At 64.3% G+C, this 17,944-nt stretch carries 13 protein-coding genes; 8 read left to right on the top strand and 5 right to left on the bottom strand.

Features of this window, described 5'->3' with window-relative positions; translation table 11 throughout:
* Window positions 1–117: 117 nt before the first annotated feature.
* From flgH to flgF, 4 genes are read right to left on the bottom strand one after another with little or no spacing between them, the layout of a single operon-like run.
* Window positions 118–882, bottom strand: a complete 765-nt coding sequence (flgH, locus tag ML401_RS23405) for a flagellar basal body L-ring protein FlgH (RefSeq protein ID WP_211418874.1) — start codon at window positions 880–882, stop codon at window positions 118–120.
* 9 nt (window positions 883–891) lie between these two features.
* Window positions 892–2,025 carry a flagellar basal body P-ring formation chaperone FlgA gene (flgA, locus tag ML401_RS23400; RefSeq protein ID WP_285807056.1) on the bottom strand — a complete coding sequence of 378 codons (1,134 nt, stop codon included), beginning with the start codon at window positions 2,023–2,025 and terminating at the stop codon, window positions 892–894.
* Between the two features lie 36 nt (window positions 2,026–2,061).
* On the bottom strand, window positions 2,062–2,850 hold the full coding sequence (gene flgG, locus ML401_RS23395) for a flagellar basal-body rod protein FlgG (RefSeq protein ID WP_194403236.1): 789 nt from the start codon (window positions 2,848–2,850) through the stop codon (window positions 2,062–2,064).
* A gap of 16 nt (window positions 2,851–2,866) precedes the next feature.
* The gene (gene flgF / locus ML401_RS23390; protein ID WP_211418876.1) at window positions 2,867–3,628 is read right to left on the bottom strand and encodes a flagellar basal-body rod protein FlgF; all 762 of its coding nucleotides are present in this window, start codon (window positions 3,626–3,628) and stop codon (window positions 2,867–2,869) included.
* A 378-nt stretch (window positions 3,629–4,006) separates the two neighbouring features.
* Between flgF and fliL the strand changes: the two genes are divergently transcribed.
* The 5 genes from fliL (at window position 4,007) to ML401_RS23365 (ending at window position 7,746) form a co-directional block, all read left to right on the top strand.
* Window positions 4,007–4,507, top strand: coding sequence for a flagellar basal body-associated protein FliL (gene fliL / locus ML401_RS23385; RefSeq protein ID WP_194403234.1), 501 nt, complete (start codon window positions 4,007–4,009; stop codon window positions 4,505–4,507).
* 30 nt (window positions 4,508–4,537) lie between these two features.
* A complete protein-coding gene (fliM, locus tag ML401_RS23380; protein WP_018321852.1) occupies window positions 4,538–5,740 on the top strand; it encodes a flagellar motor switch protein FliM in 1,203 nt (400 codons plus the stop codon).
* Window positions 5,737–6,183, top strand: a complete 447-nt coding sequence (locus tag ML401_RS23375; RefSeq protein ID WP_194403233.1) for a DUF6468 domain-containing protein — start codon at window positions 5,737–5,739, stop codon at window positions 6,181–6,183. Before fliM ends, ML401_RS23375 begins: the two co-directional genes overlap by 4 nt.
* A gap of 9 nt (window positions 6,184–6,192) precedes the next feature.
* Window positions 6,193–6,957, top strand: coding sequence for a MotE family protein (locus tag ML401_RS23370; protein ID WP_194403232.1), 765 nt, complete (start codon window positions 6,193–6,195; stop codon window positions 6,955–6,957).
* Window positions 6,958–7,548: 591 nt separating this feature from the next.
* Entirely contained in the window at window positions 7,549–7,746 is a 198-nt protein-coding gene (locus ML401_RS23365) for a hypothetical protein (protein ID WP_285807054.1), read from the top strand.
* Window positions 7,747–7,766: 20 nt separating this feature from the next.
* On the opposite strand, the gene ML401_RS23360 is transcribed toward ML401_RS23365, so the two are convergent.
* A complete protein-coding gene (locus ML401_RS23360) occupies window positions 7,767–11,912 on the bottom strand; it encodes a VCBS domain-containing protein (protein WP_285807053.1) in 4,146 nt (1,381 codons plus the stop codon).
* A gap of 365 nt (window positions 11,913–12,277) precedes the next feature.
* On the opposite strand from ML401_RS23360, the gene ML401_RS23355 reads away from it, so the two are divergent.
* From ML401_RS23355 to ML401_RS23345, 3 genes are all read left to right on the top strand, one after another.
* Complete coding sequence (locus tag ML401_RS23355; RefSeq protein WP_285807052.1) at window positions 12,278–12,928, top strand: FecR family protein; 651 nt, start codon at window positions 12,278–12,280, stop codon at window positions 12,926–12,928.
* Between the two features lie 58 nt (window positions 12,929–12,986).
* Window positions 12,987–13,880 (top strand): tetratricopeptide repeat protein, encoded by an 894-nt coding sequence (locus ML401_RS23350; protein WP_285807051.1) that lies wholly within the window; start codon window positions 12,987–12,989, stop codon window positions 13,878–13,880.
* A 233-nt stretch (window positions 13,881–14,113) separates the two neighbouring features.
* Window positions 14,114–17,842: a tetratricopeptide repeat protein gene (locus ML401_RS23345; protein ID WP_285807050.1), complete on the top strand. Its 3,729-nt coding sequence runs from the start codon at window positions 14,114–14,116 to the stop codon at window positions 17,840–17,842.
* Window positions 17,843–17,944 lie beyond the last annotated feature (102 nt).

Genomic DNA, 17,944 nt, shown 5'->3' with positions numbered 1-17,944 from the left:
CGCGATGACCACCGCTCAAAATACATGCGGCCCTCGCCAGGGGAGCTAGCGAGGGCCGCGTTGTACATCGTCGCTCGCGCCTAGGTTCGCGAACACGATGTGGGAGCTCGGGAGAATTTAGAAGGGCAGCAGCACGTCCATGACTTGCTGGCCGTAGCGCGGCTGCTGCACGTCCATGATCTGGCCGCGGCCGCCGTAGGCGATGCGGGCCTGCGCGATCTTGGTGGAATCGATGGTGTTGTCGCTCTGGATGTCCTCGGGGCGGACGATGCCGGCGACCACGAGCTCGCGGATCTCGTAGTTGACGCGGATCTCCTGCTTGCCCTCGACCACGAGGTTGCCGTTCGGCAGCACCTGGGTGACGACCGCGGCGACGTTGGTCTGCAAGGCTTCCGTACGGTTGACCGAGCCCTTGCCGTCGCTGGAGGCGGAGGAGTCCGCCGTGAGGATGCGACCGGGCAGCACTTTTTGCGCCTGCGCGCCGAGCGTCTTGGCGCCGATGAAGTCGGTGATGCCGGAATCTTCCGAATTGGTGCGGCTGCGCTGGGTCTCGTTGGCGATGTTGGCTTTGTCCGTGATGTTGACGGTCACGGTCAGGAGGTCGCCGACCTGGCGGGCGCGCTGGTCCTTGAAGAAGGCGCGGCTGCCGTTGCGCCACAGCGAGTTCGGATTGTAGGAGGCGACTTCCGGCTTCGGCATCGGCATCTGCACCGGCTTGTAGCCGGGCTGCGTCGTCGGATTGTCGATCGCCGACAGTTTCGGCTGCTCGCCGATCTGCGACAGGCGGTCGATCGACGAGCAGCCGCCCAGCGCGCAGGAGGTCAGCAGCAGGGCAGAGATCGCGATGCGACGAAGACGGTAAGCCGAACTGAACGAGGACATGACGAACTCTTACTTTGCTTGAGCTTGCGAGACGCGAGCTTGCGGGATCTGGGCTTCTGCGATCTGGGCGGGCGAGGCGGGGGCCTGCACCAGGTTCCGCAGGAGTGCTGCGGTGTCGACGGGGGCCGGCGCTTCATCGCGCTTGAGCGAGGAGGTCTGCTCGACCGCGGGCGCCATCGGCGCGGATTGGCTCGCGCCCTGGATCGTCACCTGGCCGCGGCCGGTGACGACCCCGGTCAGGGTGCGCTTGGATTGCAGATTGAGGACGCTGACGGTGTCGCCCTCGGCGCCGCTCTCGATCGCCTTGCCGCGCGTGGTGAGGTAGAGGCCCGGCGCCTGGAAGATGACGGTCACGGCCTGGTCGCGCACCACGAAATCGGGCTTGACGACGTCGGCGGCACGAAGCGGCGTGCCCGCCCGCATCGCCCGGCGCAGCTGCATGCCGACGCTGCGATCGCGCGAGGCCGGCTCGCCGGTGACCTCGGCCTTCGGCCGGCGCTCCAGCGCGACGTCGGAGGCCTTCAGCGTGTCGGTACGGTCGATGTCGCGCGTCAGCACGGCCACTTCCACCGTTTCGATCGCGGTGCCGGAGAAGCGCAGCTTGGTCGGGCTCGCATTGGTGTCGTTGGCGATCTCGAAGGCGATGTCGAAGCGGCCGCTGCGCGCGTCGTAGCGGGTCGCGACCGGCTGCAGCGCGCCGCTGTTGGAGGCATCCAGCCGCATTTCGGCACCGCCGCGGTCGAACGTGACGGTGATGTTGGCGGCGTCCCCGAGGCCGAAGCGGCGCTCGAGTGCCGAAGCGACCGCGTTCTCGATATCCTTGCTCGCGAGCGTGCGGGCGAGGCGGGTGACCTGGACCTCCTTGATGTCGCCGGTCATCACGCCGATCACCTGCTTGGCACGGAGCACGCTGAGGACGTGCGCGACCGGCAGCGCGCCGGTGGTGCCGAGATCGGGCGAGCGGTAGACCGGGATCAGGGCGGCCGATCCGGCATTGTCGATGAGATCGCCGACCCGCACCACGTCCGAGGTCACGGTGACGCTTGCGCGCAGTGTCGGCGAAACGATGAAATCGTCCGCGGCGGCTGCCGGCAAGGCCAGCGCGAGCAGGGTGGAGATCGTGGCGAGTGTGGCGCGGATCATCGTCATTGCTTCAGTGTCATTGCTTCAGACTTGGCCTCAGCGGAACAGCGCCGTGGTCGATTGCATCATCTGGTCGGCGGCGCTGATCACCTTGGCGTTCATCTCGTAGGCGCGCTGGGCGGCGATCAGGTCGCTCATCTCCGACACGACGTCGACATTGGCCTGCTCGAGGCTGCCTTGCGTGATGTTGCCGTAGCCTTCCGCGCTCGCCGTGCCGTCCTGGGGCGGGCCGGAGGAGGGCGTCTCGACGAACTGATTGTTGCCGACCGGCTGCAGGCCCGCCTTGTTGATGAAGCGGGTCAGGCCGAGCTGGCCCTGGATGGTGGAGGTCGACGAGCCCGGCAGCGTCACCGAAACCTGGCCCTGCACGTTGACCGTGAGGCCCGAGGCGTTTTGCGGGATCGTGATCGTCGGCTGCACCGGGTTGCCCTGGGCAGTGACGACGCGGCCCTGATTGTCCATCTGGAAGGTGCCGTCGCGGGTGTACTGGTAGCTGCCGTCGGGCATCAGGATCTTGAAGAAGCCTTCGCCCGAGATCGCGAGGTCGAGATCGTTGCCGGTCTGCGACAGCGTGCCCTGCGTCATGCTGCGCGGCGTGCCGACGGTCTTGACGCCGCCGCCGATGTCGACGCCGACGGGCAGGATGGTGCCCTGGTCCGAGGCCTGCGCGCCGACGCGGCGCACGTGCTCGTAGATCAGGTCCTGGAACGCCGCGGTCTGCTTCTTGAAGCCGGTGGTGCGCAGGTTGGCGATGTTGTTGGAGATCACCTGAACGTTGAGTTCCTGTGCCGCCATTCCGGTCGCTGCGGTGTGAAGTGCCTGCATCTCAGTTCTCCCTCAATCAGGCCGGAACGTCGGCGAGCTTTTCGATCGCCGATTTGTGGAGGTCGCTCTGCTGCTGCAGCAGATTGGCGATGGCGGTGTAGCTGCGCATGACTTCGACCATGCGGGTCATCTCGCCGACCGAATTCACGTTCGACTTCTCGATGTAACCCTGCTCCACGGTGGACTTGGTGGCGGGCTGCACGGTCGCGGAGCCGGTGTCATAGAGATTGGCGCCGAGCTTGGTCAGCTTGGCCGGATTGTCGAACGACACCATCTTGATCTTGCCGCGGATCGAGTCGGTCTTCGCCGTGCCCTCGAGCACCGTGATGGTGCCGTCGGGGGCGATGTTGATGTCGTGGTCGGTCGGCTGGAAGGTGATCGGGCCGCCGGTGCCGAGCACGAGGTTGCCGTCGGAGGTCACGAGCTGGCCGGTCGAGTTGAGCGAGAACTTGCCGTCGCGGGTGTAGCGCTCGCCGCCATTGACCTGCACGGCGAAATAGGCGTCGCCGCTGATCGCCATATCGAGCGGGTTCTTGGTCATCTCCATCGGCCCCGGGCCGACGTCGCGGAAGGTGCCGCGGTCCTGCACATAGGAGACGCGGCGGTCGGCGCCGATGAAATTGTCCTCGCGCGCGTTCGAGTTGAGAAACTCCTCGAACAGCGAATGATCGGCCTTGAAGCCGTTGGTGTTGGCATTGGCGACGTTGTTGGCGATGACATCCATCTGCCGTTCCAACGTCATCTGCCGTGACAGGCCGATCAGAAGCGCGTTCTGCATCGGAAATCTCCCCTGAGTGAGGCCTGCCATTTCGCTCTCCCAAGCGCCTTGGCCGACCCCGTGATCGAGACCTTCAGGTTCTCCCAAACCTTGGGGTCTCGGCGCTCTCTCAGCGAAAGCCGTGCCAACTCGGAAAATTGTGTGATTTCAATATCTTGCAGATTTTGGAGGGGCGCGGGAGGGCGGCAGAAAGGTTCTGTTAGCCATGTATGCCCGGCAGATTTTTCCTAGCGGAAGCCCAATTGAAAGATTCCGTTAACCATTATTACCGTAGCGTTTGCCATGAAGAGGAGCGCATTGCGCCGGGGCATTTGTATCGCGTCACTGTCTTGAGGCTTCGCTCTTTCGACCCCTTTCAGAGATCCGGGCGCGGCGACCATGGCAGAGAATGAAGCAGAAGGCGGCGCAGCCGCCGAAGGCGCGGAAGCCGCTCCGCCCAAGAACAAGCTGAAGCTCATCATCATGGCCGTCGGCCTGCTCGCAATCCTCGGCGGCGGTGCTGCGACATGGTTCTTCTTCTTCCGCCACGGCGACGACGAGCATCATGCCGAGGCCGCGCCGCCGCCGAAGCCGCCGGCCTTCGTCGACGTCCCCGACATGATGGTCAACCTCGCCGGTGCGCCGGGCGAGCGCGTGCAATATCTGCGGCTGAAGATCGTGCTGGAGCTGAAGGAAGAGAAGCAGATCGAGGCGATCAAGCCGACGATGCCGCGCGTCACCGACATCTTCCAGACCTATGTGCGCGAGCTGCGCCCCTCCGACCTCAACGGATCCGCCGGCATCTTCCGCCTCAAGGAGGAGCTGACCAAGCGCGTCAACGCGGCGGTCGCCCCGATCCAGGTCAGCGCGGTGCTGTTCAAGGAAGTCGTGGTCCAGTGATGGCGCTGCGGGAGGCAATGGGCTAGCGTCATGGCCGGCAACGAGCAAATGGACCAGGATGCGATTGCCGCCCAATGGGAGGCGTCGCTCGATTCCGAGGATCCCGCGGAGGCCGCAAAGGCTGCCGCCGAAAACGAATTGTCGGAGACCATGGCCCTGCAATGGGCGGCCATGGTCGAGGACGGCAGCCGCGACCTCGGCAGCGGCAAGAACTCCGGCGAGAGGGTGCTGTCGCAGGAGGAGATCGACAATCTCCTCGGCTTCACCGTCGGCGACGTCACGCTCGACGACCATTCCGGCATTCGCGCCATCATCGATTCGGCGATGGTCTCCTACGAGCGTCTGCCGATGCTCGAAATCGTCTTCGACCGCCTGGTGCGGTTGATGACGACGTCCTTGCGCAATTTCACCTCCGACAACGTCGAAGTCTCGCTCGACCGCATCACCTCGGTGCGCTTCGGCGACTACATGAACTCGATCCCGCTGCCCGCCGTCCTCACCGTCTTTAAGGCCGAGGAGTGGGAAAACTTCGGCATGGCGACGGTCGATTCCAACCTGATCTATTCGATGATCGACGTGCTGCTCGGCGGCCGCCGCGGCACCAGCCAGCTCCGCATCGAGGGCCGGCCCTACACCACGATCGAGACCGAGCTGGTCAAGCGGCTGGTCGAGGTGGTGCTGGCCGACGCCGAGCAGGCGTTCCGGCCGCTGTCGCCGGTGACCTTCACGATCGACCGGCTCGAGACCAACCCGCGTTTCGCCGCGATCAGCCGTCCCGCCAATGCCGCGATCCTGGTGCGCCTGCGCATCGACATGGAAGACCGCGGCGGCAACATCGAACTGCTGCTGCCTTACGCGACCATCGAGCCGATCCGGGGCGTCCTGCTCCAGATGTTCATGGGCGAAAAATTCGGCCGCGACCCGGTCTGGGAAGGCCATTTCGCCACCGAGATCGTGCAGGCCGAGATCGCCGTCGATGCCGTGCTCTACGAGGCCGACATCCCGCTCAAGCAGCTGATGCGGCTCAAGGTCGGCGACACCCTGCCGCTGGACATGCGTGCGGATGCCAACGTCACCGTGCGCTGCGGCGACGTCACGCTGACCGAGGGGCGGATGGGCCGGGTCGGCGACCGCGTCGCGATCCGCGTGACGAAACCCTTGCGCAAGCCAAGTACGACACTTGCGATGTTCGAGAAGGTGGACGAGCAGAACAAGATGATGGAGGCCCCATGAACCACTCCCTGGGAATGGCGATCGAGACGCTGGTGGCTATCCTGCTGATGCTGACGATCGTCTATTGCGTCATGCTCAACAAGCGGCTGACGCGGCTGAAGGCGGACGAGCATTCGCTGAAGGCGGTGATCGGCGAGTTGATCACGGCGACAGAGATCGCCGAGCGCGCGATCGGCGGGCTGAAGCTCGCCGTGCGCGACGTCAACGAGAACCTCGGCAGCCAGCTCGCCGCGGCGACGCAGATGTCGGACCAGCTCCACAAGCAGCTCGGCGAAGCCGACAACGTGGTGCGGCGGCTGTCCAAGATCGCGATCGCCGCGCGCCCCGTCGCCGGGCCCGAAACGGTCGTCGCGCCCGCAGCCAAGCCATCGACGGCGAAGGCGGTGGCGGCGGCCGCCGAAGCCTTCTCCGAGCGCCGGCGATCCAACGGCCTTGCCGCATGAAGCCAGGATATGAAATCCTTTCGTAACATCCGCGTCATTCCGGTCGTCCTGGTTGCCGTCGCTGGCCTCGCCACGCTGAAGGTCGCGGGCCTCGTGATCAATGGCGGCTATGTCTTCGACTACAAGCCAAACCAGACCAAGAAGTCCTGGGCCCAGGAGAACCTGAACTTCCCGACCGGCCGCGAGGAACCCGAGATCATCACCGGCTCGACCCATGGCGCGCCGAAGGAGGCACCGAAGCCCGCCGCGCCCGAGACCAAGCCGGAAGGCACCGTGGTCAAGGTCGAGGAGGGCCAGCCGCAGGTCTCGGCCTCCGAGCGCGCGATCCTCGAGCGGTTGCAGGCGCGCCGCCAGGAGATCGAGGCCCGTCAGCGCGAGATCGACATCCGCGAAAGCCTGCTCAAATCGGCCGAGAAGCGCATCGAAGGCAAGGTCGAGGAGATGAAGGCGGTGGAAACCCGCATCTCCGCGACGCAGGCCGAGCAGAAGGCCGCCGAAGCCCAGCGCATGAAGGGTCTCGTCACCATGTACGAGGGCATGAAGCCCAAGGACGCCGCGCGGGTGTTCGACCGCCTCGAGATGGGTGTGCTGATCGAGATCGCCTCGGCCATCGCGCCGCGGAAGATGTCGGACATCATGGGACTGATGTCGCCGGAAGCGGCGGAGAAGCTGACGGTCGAGATGGCCCGCCGCGCCAATGGCGGCGGCGATCAGTCCGCCTCGGCCGCCGAGTTGCCCAAGATCGAGGGCAAGCCGACGCAAAAGCCGAATTGAGGGCGCAGGGCGAACGGAGCTGGCGCGACCGGACGCGTTGCAGCGTGGTCGTTCGACTGGAGCCCAACGAGAGCCTTGCGTGCCTAATTCGCGAAGACCTGTTGCACCCTGCGAACAGGCGGGCGCAACTGCTTCTCCACCCGAGGAAGAGTATCTAGCTGCTGCTTGATCAGCGGCGCCTCTGTGACGCGAGTGACGAGCTGCAGGGTGCTATGGCAACAGGAGCACTCAAATGTTTTCAGGGAGTATCCGCTGGCGATCGGAACCATCGCTACGACCGCTCTTGCCCTGCTACACACAATGCAACCGGCTTCTCCGTTCATTGATTACCCCCCAAAAGCTAACCAATGCGATTCGCATCGCCGAGGTCACATCTGATTCAGAGTCGCGCGCGAACCGCAACGTGCCGAAGGTTGTGAGAGCGCGCGCCCAGCAACTCGATCGAACTCCCGCGGCGGATGCAGTCGATCCAGGCGGCACCCTCTGGGACCGCGATGAGTTGACGCGCGCAGGTGTGAAGTGCCGTACAGTTGCGCTCAAGCCGCGGTCCTACGCTTCGGCCGTTCGCAATCGGCAGCGCAGGAGGAGGCCATGAACTACTCGTCCGCAGCGGAGCGCGTCATTGAGGCCGTCAACCGGCTGCTCATAGCGGCGATGACATCAGCGTGGACGTCCGCCCTTAGCCATCAGAATGTAGCGCCGCCAGAAGTTGACGACGGTAACGATGATGGATCTTCCCTCGGCGTACAGAACTCCTCGGCGCCAGAAGGCGCCGACAAGCAACACTGAAAACGCAACCGGCCTGAGCGTCATACGATCAGATCGTGCAACACATGGGCGTGAACTGTTCCTGCGCCGTGAGGCGACTCAACACCGGAAGTTTCAGGCATGGACGCCAGCTCGGACGCATGGAATCCCTCATCCTGCTCGTGCTGACCGACGATGTCCGAGAGACGAGCCAACACTGCGCTGTGCAGTGAGCCAGGCGAAGCGTCACCTTTAAACTCGAATGAGTCGCCGAGCTGCTGCGGACCGGCAGGGTGGGATCCAGACGCTCCCTGGGACGGGTTGTGCTGTTCCGCCTCGCCGGTCGGCAAATGGTTGACGCCGCCGGTCGCTGACTTCAGGAGGCTTGGGTTGAGCGTCGTGTCTGCCGTTTCATCGCCGGTTTGATCATGGGCATGAGCCGCCTTGGCGGCGCGTCCCGGTGGCAAGGTGCCGTCGTCAGCATCGCTCCCCGGCGCAAACCTGCCTCCAGCGTGGTGTTCGGCAGCGTCATGGGCAAAATTCAGCATGGCGATCGGAATGTCGGGCACCTGGCCACTCGCGGCAATCGTGCCGCTTTTGCCAGCCATTGAGGCGGCGTCGAAACCGGTCAGGTTGTCGAAGACAAAGCTGGTCTCCGTGTGTGTGACCATGTGCTGCATGATCACCGCCAGCGCACCGGCTGGGGCAGGTGCCGCGTCGCTGCGGGGCGTTTCGATCACGAGCGTTTGCACCTCGTCTGAACCGGGCAAGCTGGAATATTCTCTCGCTGCGATCTGGTCCCAGCTCGAATCGAGGCTTGAGGCCGGCTCGGTTGGTTGGATTGCCGAACTCCCCGCAGCGAGAAGCGTGCCGTCGCCGCCGCCGACATCGGACGAGACTTCGGAAGTGGTCGTCATCACGGCGGTCGCGTCATTCTGCGCGGTTGCGGTTAGGTCGAGCAGATCGCCGGCTACCGCCATCACCGGTGCCGCCGCCGGCGCCGTGATGAAGTCCGACGCGTCGATGGTTGCAACCCCCTGCAAATGAATTTCGAGCAGACCGGAATCGCCGACATGCAGGGTCTGATCCGTCGGATTGACGTACACGATCGTTTGATTGGCCGCGCTGTCGTAGAGCCAGGCGATCGTATGTGCCGGCACGACGGTGCTGGTTGAGCTCAAGGCCAATATGACAAACCCAAGCGCGCCAAAGGCAGTCAGGTCGATCTTGTCAGCCCCCGAGGCGAAGTCGGTGATGGTGTCGTACTGGTTTGCGTTGGAATCGGCTACGAACAAATAAGCGAAGCGGTCGTTGCCATTGCTGCCGGTGAGTTGATCCGCACCAAAACCACCGGTTATGACGTCGTTGCCGTTGTTGCCGTTGATTGTATCGCTGCCCGAGCCGCCATAGATCACGTCATCCCCATCGTTGCCCTTGATGGTGTCATCGCCAGAGCCGCCATAGAGAACGTCGGCTTTGCCGGTGCCGTTGACGGTATCGCTGCTCGCTCCCGCGTAGATGATCTGACCTCGATCGCCGCCGCCGGCGATGGTTTCGCTCCCCGGTGTTCCATACACGTTCGGAGGATCGGAGATCACTGCAGATCCCGTGGCCAGGTTATCAAAATCGTTGGGGTCTGCATCGCTGGCGCCATGAATGGCGACGGTCACCGTCTGCGTCGTACCATCGATGGCGGTTACTGTGAACGTGTCGGTCAACGTGTCGCCGACGTCGAGCGCCTGAACCACGCTGTTGTTGTTATCTAGGGTGTAAGTCCATACGCCGGCCGCGGTCATCGTGAAGGTGCCGTATCCGCCGTCACTTGCTGTCGAAGAGACTGCGGTGAACGTGTTCGGCTGGTTGTCGACGTCTGTATCGGTGAGCGTGCCCGTCGCGATGGGAGCGCCAGGTGAGAAAGTTCCTGCCTCGATCACCGAGCCGGTCGTGGTGCCAGAAATGAGGGCCGCGTCGTTGCTGCCCTGAATGGTGATCGTCACCACCTGCGGCGTGCCGTCGAGGGTTGTGACAGTGAAACTGTCGGTGAGCGTACCGCCGACATTGAGCGCCTGCACCGCGCCGCTGGCGTTGTCGAGCGTGTAGATCCACACGCCGGCGGCGGTTAACGTAAAGGTGCCATACCCATTCTTGCTTGCCCTCGGCGAACTCACCGCGGTGAAGGTGTTAGGCGCATTGTCGACGTCGGCGGCAGAGAGCGTGCCCGTTGCGCTCGGGCTGCCGGGTGTCGCATTGGCGATGCCGCCTGCCTCAGTCACCGAGCCGGTCGTGGTGCCTGAAACGATGGCAGCATCGTTGGTGCCATGGATGGTGACCGTCACGACCTGGGCAGTTCCGTCCAGGGTGGTCACTGTGAACGTATCGGTCAATGTCTCGCCGGTGTTGAGCGCCTGCACCGCAGCGTTGATATTGTCGAGCTCATAGGTCCACACGCCGGCTGCCGTCATGGTGAAGGTGCCATAGCCGGCGGCGCTCGCCGTTGGCGAGGAGACCGCCGTGAAAGCATTTGCGGTCGTGTCGACGTCGGTATCGGTGAGGATGCCGGTCGCGGTGGGCGTGCCGGGGTTTGCATTGGCGAGGCCGCCAGCCTCGATCACTGCGCCGGTCGTTGCGCCGGAGATGATCGCGGCGTCACTGACTCCGTGGATCGTGATCGTCACCACTTGGGCGGTGCCTCCGCTCGTGGTCACCGTAAAGTTGTCGGTGAGCGTGTCGCCGACATTGAGTCGCTGCACTGCAGGATTGGCGTTGTCCAAAGTGTAGGTCCACAAGCCGGACGCTGTCATCGTGAAGGTGCCATAGCCACCGGTGCTGGTGGTTGGCGAACTCACCGCCGTGAACGTATTGGGCGGATCGTCGACGTCGGTATCGGAAAGGGTGCCGGTCGCAATCGGCGTGCCGGGCGCTCCATTGTCTATGCCGCCAGCCTCAATGGTCGAACCGGTCGTATTGCCAGAGATGATTGCAGCGTCGTTGACACCGTTGATGATGATCGTGAACGTCTTGCTCGCAGAATTGAGGCCGTCGGAAACCGTGATGACGAAATCGTCTGTCGAGGGTGCCTTCAACGCATTGATCGCGGCGCTGTCAGGCACGAACGTGTAGGCACCGCTCACACTGTTGACGTAGAGCGTCCCGTACGGACTTGGCTTTGACAGATCGTATGTCACTCCGTTGAGGATCATCTCGCCGGCGGCCGCCCCTATGACACCAAAGGTCAGCTTGGCGCCGCTGCTGGTGCTGCTGGCGGCGAAAACTCCGCTCGTCGGAGTGAATGTATCAAACACCACCGTATCGAGCTCGGTTGGCCCCGCTCCGGTGCTGAGCGTCGGCGGCACAGGGTCGAAAACGGGAATAGCGAAGGGTGTCACTGGGGCCAGCAGGTTCTGCGGCGTGGGCGCATCGGACGGAATGAAATTGATCGGCTGCAGGGACAGGGATTTGACAAAGGGTGGTGTGCTCGATCCGTGTGGACCTTGCCCGTCGGAGAGATTGGCGAGTACGTCCTGCTGAGCGGCGCGCAATTCGTCCATGCGAGCGGACGTGTTCGTGACCTGGTTGACGCTGATGGTTGATCCCACCTTCTTGATGACGATCGTCTCGCCGGGATCTTCGACGATGATGTGCCGCGGGATCCGCTCCTTGGTCACGAGCTCGAATGCACCGTGCGCAAGGTCCTTGTAGGTGATGGAATCGTCATCCAGGAATGTGACATCCGGATCCGCCGCCTCGGCGTCTTGCGCGGCCGAGAAAGTCAATGCTGCAAGCGTCAGCATCCCGAAACCGCCCGCGTGCCCCCGGGCGCGAATGCCTGCAATGGGGGTATTGAGCTGGAGCGCCCCGGCTTGTGCCAGCCGGCCTGGTACGAAACTGAAGGTCCCTCGGGTCACGTCGAACAGGGCTGCGAGTGGCATGCCTTCGACGTCGAAGACGAACTCGCTCAGCTCAACGCGAGTGCCGCAGCCGAGGTTGAAGAAAGTACCGTCGATGAAGCGAATTGTGATCTGTCCGTCGGCATCGGTCTCCAGCACGTCGCCCCGGTAGATAGGCGCACCAGCCGCTGCCTGTGTGGCGATGCCGCTCGCTCGCGTCAGCGTGCAGCGACCGATCACTTTCGGAATATGGCCGATGAGTTCGGCGGGCAGGGCCATGGCGGCCCCGTTATCAACCTGGATGCCGGATGCAACTAACATGGCTCGACCTCGCCTGGGTGATCGTTTCAGGCTCGGCGTGCTGCCTTGCTCGGGTCCTCGCCAAGGCAAAAAAGTTCTTGGCGCCGGCAGCCCCGAAGGCTTGCCCGCCGAAAAAAATCAAGTCTAAGAGGGAGACGCATTGCGCCGGGGACAGCGAAGCTCACCGCCCATTCCCCGCCGTGCCCCTCCCGCCAATGTGATTAAATTGACAAACGAGATGGATTTAATTGATGGTGCTTGCGCAGCGCCGGAGATAAGGTAGTCCAGTTAATAAAATTAAACAATATTATAGTTATTGCGGCTGCGTCGCGCGGGTCAGGATAGACCGCGGATTAGCGGCAAGATCTTCTCAGAAAGGGGGGATCATGTGCAGACCTGCGATAGCCGCTCTGGCGACCGTCCTCGTTGTGGCGCTTGCCTGCTTCTTACCGGGTGCGGCTCGAGCGCAAATCGATTCCGCCAAGCCCGCCGTCGCTACCTCGTCATCGAAACCGATTGGGAAGGTGGTGGTTGCCACCGGCTCGGTCACGATCGAACATGCGGGCGCAGTGATCGTTCAGGCGAATGTCTCGGGTGACCCCATCCGGGCCAATACGGGTGATCCCGTCTATCTTGGTGATGTGGTGCAGACGGGGGTCGATGGCCGGGTCGCCATCAACTTTACCGACGGCAGCTCGTTCAATCTATCGAGCAACGCCCGTATGGTATTGGATCATTATGTGTATGAGCCGGCCGGCAAGTCCAATGCGAGCCTATTCAATCTCGCCAAGGGGACGTTCACTTTTGTCGCAGGCAGCGTCGCAGAGACAGGCGACATGAAGGTCGATACCCCCGTCGCCACGCTCGGGATCCGGGGCACGACGCCGCACATCGAGATTTTGGATGATGGGTCGGTCAGATTCTCTACCTTGATCGAAGAGGGCAAGAGCAAGCTCCTGAAGAAGCCGCCGACATCCGCGGCGCCGGAGCCCGATCGAAGCAGCAATCGAAGGCTCAACATCTGTCGGGGCTGCTGAGAAACTCGCTTGGTCCGAAGCCGCCGAGCGCTGCAGCGCCGGCCGGGGAGAATGAGCAGTGACGCTTCATTCACTGTCGGACTCGACACGTGGTGTGGAAATGACCGCAAGAGCCAGTTTCATCCAGGCCGTGATGCTCGCTCTTATGCTTGTCCTGTCCAGTTCGTCGGGCTGGGCGCAGAAGCAGAAGGGCAGCTCCCTCAAGACGGTTGAACTGTGTAACGGCTCAGACCATGTCTCACCCGAAGCTCGGATCGATGGCTGCACGGCGTTCATCGAAGCGGGCGAGGGGGCGCTGAACGGCTTCGTTGTCGCCTACAACAACAGGGGGAATGCCTATAGCGCTAAAGCCGACTACGAACGCGCGATCAAGGATTTCCTCGAAGCGACCAGGCTTGACCCGAACTATGCGAAAGCCTTCAACAACCTCGGGGTGGCCTATCTGAAAACGGGCGCGAACGATTTAGCGATCAGCGCTTTTGAGGAGGCGCTCAAGCTCAACCCGAACTATGGCGCTGCCTACGCCAACCGCGCGGCGGCGTACCTGAAGGCGAACGCGTACGACCGTGCCGCGCAGGACTATGACGAGGCAATTCGCCTTGATCCGAAGCTGGAGGCGGCGCGGAGCGGCCGCTGTTGGACCCGAGCCGTCCTTGGCGCTTTGCAGGCTGCGCTGGAAGACTGCGATATTGTGCTTCGATCGGAAACGAACAACGCGGCAGCATACGACTCGCGAGCTCTTATAAATCTGAAATTGGGGCAATTCTCCGCGGCGATAGATGATTACAACTCAGCGCTGCGGTTCGCGCCCAAGCTTGCTAGCGCGCTGTACGGCCGAGGGCTTGCCCGCTTCAAACTCGGCGACGCAGATGGTGGCCAAAGCGATATGTCGGCGGCCAAGAAGATCGACGCTCGGATCGACGAAGCCTTTGTCCGCTATGGGATGCCGTGAGGGGGTGGCCAACCCCGGCAGGACCGTTGTGCAGGCGTTAACAAATCCTTAACCATCGGCGTCTCAAATTCAAATACGGCGGACCCGTCGACGCTCGATGCGGCACGGCGTGCTGCCTCCAGAGCAAATCAAGATATAGCATTAACAAGTCCTTAATTGGCGAGACCTACAGTCGACGGCAGGGGCCGGCATCAGTGCCGTGCTGGACCATCGAAACGGAAGACATGCCGCCAATGGGGCGAGAGGCTGCCGCTGGATTTGTGTCGCGAGCCCGCGCTTTCGCGCCGGGCCTGTCGCGTCATGTCCGAAGCGCGGCCATGCTGGCGGTCTGCCTGCTGATCAGCCTTGGTACGCCTGCCCGGGCGACTGATCCGGTCAGGGGCGAGGCGAGTTTTTCGGCCGGCGGCGGCTTTGCCCGTCTCGTCATCAAGCTCGGCGAGGACGTTCCCTCCGAGGTGACGACCGCGGGCTCCATCCTCGTCATCCGGTTCGACCGGCCCGTCGACGTTCCCGTCGATCGCGTGCCGGCAGGCGCGCCTGACTACATCAATTCCGCGCGCCGCGATCCCGACGGCAGCGCCATCCGCCTGTCGCTGGCGCGGCGCGTCACCGTCAACACCATGAACGCCGGCGAGCGCACTTTCATCGACCTTTTGCCCGAGGGGTGGAAGGGGCCTCCGCCGAGCCTGCCGATGGACGTCGTCAAGGAGCTTGCCGAGCGCGCACGCGTCGCCGAGCGCGCGCTGCGCGCCCAGCGCGCCGCGGCCGAGTCCAAGAAGCGTCCGCCGATCCGCGTGCGCGCCTCGGTGCAGCCGACTTTCGTGCGCTTCGTGTTCGAGATGCCCGACGGTGTCGGCGTGTCCTCCGTGCTCAACGAGCAGAAGCTCACGCTCGCTTTCAACGCCAACCTCAATTTCGACCTGGCGGACGCGGTCGTCGCGGCGCCGCCCAACGTTGCCTCGATCAAGCAGAAGGCCGACATCGACCAGACCAATGTCGAGATCGCGCTGATCGGCGATTCCGACGTGCATTCGTTCCGCGACGAGAAGAACTACGTCGTCGACGTGTCTTTCCAGCCCGACAAGGGCAAGATGGCCGCGACGCCCGAGGCGGCGATCGCGCAGATGAAGCCCGCCGGTCACGGGCCCCAGCCGGCGCCCGAGAAGCCCGCGGCCGAGAAGCCGAAGGAGGCCCATCGCGAGATCGCGCCGCCGACCTCCGAGATGATCGCGCGCGAAGCCAGGATTGACGTCAAACCCGAGGTCAAGGCGGAAGCGCCCGCCGCGATGCCGGCCGCTGAAGCACCGAAGCCGGCGCCCGCGGTTGAGGCGGCGCATGCTCCGGAAGCGCCCAAGGACGCTTTGAAGGAAGCCCCGAAGCCCGCGGCTCCCGTCGCTGAAGCTGCGGCCCCGCCGGCCAAGCCCGCGCCTGCCGAAGCGCCGAAAGAGGCCGCGAAGGAGCCGGTCAAGGAAAGTGCCAAGGAAACCGCAAAGGCTGCGCCGGCCGCGCCGCAGCCGAGCATCGCCAGCGTCGATGCGCGCCGCGACAGCGACGGCTTGCGCGTGACGTTCCCGATTCCTGTCGCAACGCCCGCGGCCGCGTTCCGCCGCGGCGACACGGTGTGGCTGGTGTTCGATACGCCGAAGCCCATCGATGTCGAGGCGATCCGCGCCAGGGGCGGCGCGATGATCGGTGAGGTCGGCCGCATCCCGCTCGACAAGGGGCAGGCGGTGCGCATCCGTCTCACCCGTCCGCTGGTCTATTCGCTGGCGAGCGAGGAGGTCGGCAAGGAGACCAACTGGCTTCTGACGCTCGCCGACAAGATCTCGGCGACGCCGCTGCCGCTGATGATGTCGCGCAACATCACCGACCCCGCGCTCGCCAACATCGCTATCCCCTTCGCCAATCCCGGCCAATTGCACAAGCTCACCGATCCCGACGCCGGCGACACGCTCTATGTCGTCACCGCGCAGCGGCCGGTGCGCGGCTTCATCAAGCGGCAGGACCTCGTCGATCTCTCGCTGCTGGAATCCGCGCATGGCATCGCGATCCGGCCGAACTCCGACGAGGTCGGCGTCGAGGTCGGCTCCGACAAGGTGATCCTCGGCAAGAAGGGCGGATTGACGCTCTCGCCGGTCGACATCTCGGCCGAGCGCGCGCCGACCGCGGTCCGCCCCGTCTTCAGTCCCGAAGGCTGGCGCAAGGGCCAGTCGGAAAACTTCATGGCGCGCCAGAGCGAGCTGTTGACGGCGATCTCGGCCGTCGAGCCGGCGCTGCGCTCGCTGCCGCGGCTCGACCTCGCGCAGTTCTACATGTCGCGTGCGATGTATCACGAGGCCAAGGCCGTCACCGACGTCATGCTGACCGATCCCCTCAACAAGGAGGAGAGCGGCGCGCTGATCATGCATGCGATCGCCAACATCCTGATCGGCCGCCCGACGCAGGGCCTGAAGGACCTCGCCAACCCCGTGATCGGCAACAGCCACGATTCCCAGCTCTGGAAGGCGCTCGCCTTTGCGCGTCAGGGCAAATGGGCGGATGCGCGCGAGAAGTTCAAGAACGTCGAATTCGCCATCGCCTCGCTGCCGCTCGACATCCAGCGCATCGTGACGATGGATGCGATGCGCGCGTCGCTCGAGGTGAAGGACTATGCCGGCGCTTCCAAGCGCCGCAGCGAGCTCGAAGTGGTCGGCGTCTCGCCCGAGGCTGCGCCCGGCTTCGCCGTGCTGCGCGGCCGGCTCGCCGAGGCGCTCGGCCACGACAAGGACGCGCTCGACGATTACAAGTTCGCTGCCGCCTCGGCCGACCGGCCGGCGGCCGCCGAAGCCAAGCAGCTCGAAGTCGCGCTGCGACAGAAGCGCGACGAGATCGGCAAGGAAGACGCGCTACGCGAGCTCGAGACCCTGTCCATGACCTGGCGCGGCGATACGATCGAGGTCAGGACGCTGCAGATGCTGTCGCGCATGTATGCCGACAGCGGTCGCTACCGCGACGCGCTCACCGCGGCGCGCACCGCGACGCGGCTGCAGCCGAACGCGGAAGCCTCCCGTCAGGCGCAGGACCTCGCCTCCGAGCTGTTCACGCAAATCTTCCTGGGACCGAAGGGTGACGAGCTGCCGCCGGTCGAAGCGCTCGGGATGTTCTACGAGTTCCGCGAGCTGACGCCGATCGGCCGTCGCGGCGACGAACTGATCCGCCGGCTCGCCGACCGTCTCGCCTCGATCGATCTGCTCGATCAGGCTGCCGAGCTCCTGCAGTACCAGGTCGACCATCGCCTCGAAGGCGCCGCGCGTGCCCAGGTCGCCGCGCGCCTTTCCATGATCTATCTCGCCAACCGCAAGCCCGACATGGCGATCACCGCGCTGCGCGCCAGCCGCATCAGCGATCTCTCCGGCGAGCTCAGGCAGCAGCGCCTGCTGCTGGAGGCGCGCGCGCAGAGCGACGTCGGCCGTCACGATCTCGCGCTCGACATCGTCTCCAACGTCTCCGGGCGCGAAGTGCTCCGCCTGCGCTCCGACATCTTCTGGGCGGCACGGCGCTGGCGCGAGTCCGCCGAGCAGATCGAACTCTATTACGGCGAGCGCTTCCGCGACTTCAAGCCGCTCAACGCGGTGGAGAAGAGCGACATCATCCGCGCCGCCGTCGGCTATGCGCTCGCCGACGACTCGATCGGCCTGTCGCGCTTCCGCGAGAAATACGCGCCGCTGATGAGCGAGAGCGCCGATCGTCTCGCCTTCGACATCGCCAGCAAGCCGGCCGCCGCCTCCAGCGCCGAATTCGCCGAGATCGCCAAGCTGGCCGCCAGCGTCGACACGCTCGACGGATTCCTGCGCGAGATGAAGCAGCGTTTCCCCGACGCCACCGCCCGCGCACCGGCCGCCCCCCACGCCAAGGACGAAGCGGAGCACACCGGCTCGCTGCCCACGATCCCGGTGGTGCGGCAGATCAAGATGACGCGGTAACACCGACGGCTTCAGGTTGAAACCAATCACTGCTGGCTGGGGGCACCTCTCCCGCAAGCGGGAGAGGGAGTGCAACTCCGTTGTCGATGCGGGACGGAGCCG

The organism is Bradyrhizobium sp. 62B, from assembly GCF_030272265.2.
Lineage (GTDB): Bacteria > Pseudomonadota > Alphaproteobacteria > Rhizobiales > Xanthobacteraceae > Bradyrhizobium.
This window is presented reverse-complemented; position numbering and strand designations above follow the sequence as displayed.